Source organism: Paenibacillus sp. An7 (assembly GCF_009870785.1).
Classification (GTDB): Bacteria; Bacillota; Bacilli; order Paenibacillales; family Paenibacillaceae; genus Paenibacillus.
In genome coordinates, this window is the sequence record NZ_WTWX01000105.1 from 1 (window position 1) to 270 (window position 270).

The following is a 270-nucleotide window of genomic DNA, read 5'->3' on the forward strand; positions in this document are numbered from 1 at the left end:
TATATAAAATCGCAAAGATTGTTTCGTATCTAGTTTTCAGGGAGCAAATCCTTGAGGAAAACTAAATGCTTGTTTCTTGATTCACACATCCGTGTTGAACCCAAGTAAACGCGAAGAGCGTATCGATTTTCCAATGATTTTAAGCTGCATGTCCTTTCTAAGGTCTGATATTTTGCTGGTGAGTATTCACTGGAGATATTACAGCGCAAAAATCCTGTTTGGTGGCGATAGCGGAGGGGTTCCACACGTACCCATCCCGAACACGACCGT

Annotated in this window: 1 protein-coding gene; it reads left to right on the forward strand. The window is 42.2% G+C overall.

Annotated features, from left to right (window positions below; genetic code table 11):
- Positions 1-76 precede the first annotated feature (76 nt).
- Positions 77-270: hypothetical protein (locus GQY27_RS21865; RefSeq protein ID WP_236570687.1), on the forward strand; the 194-nt coding region annotated here is incomplete at its 3' end.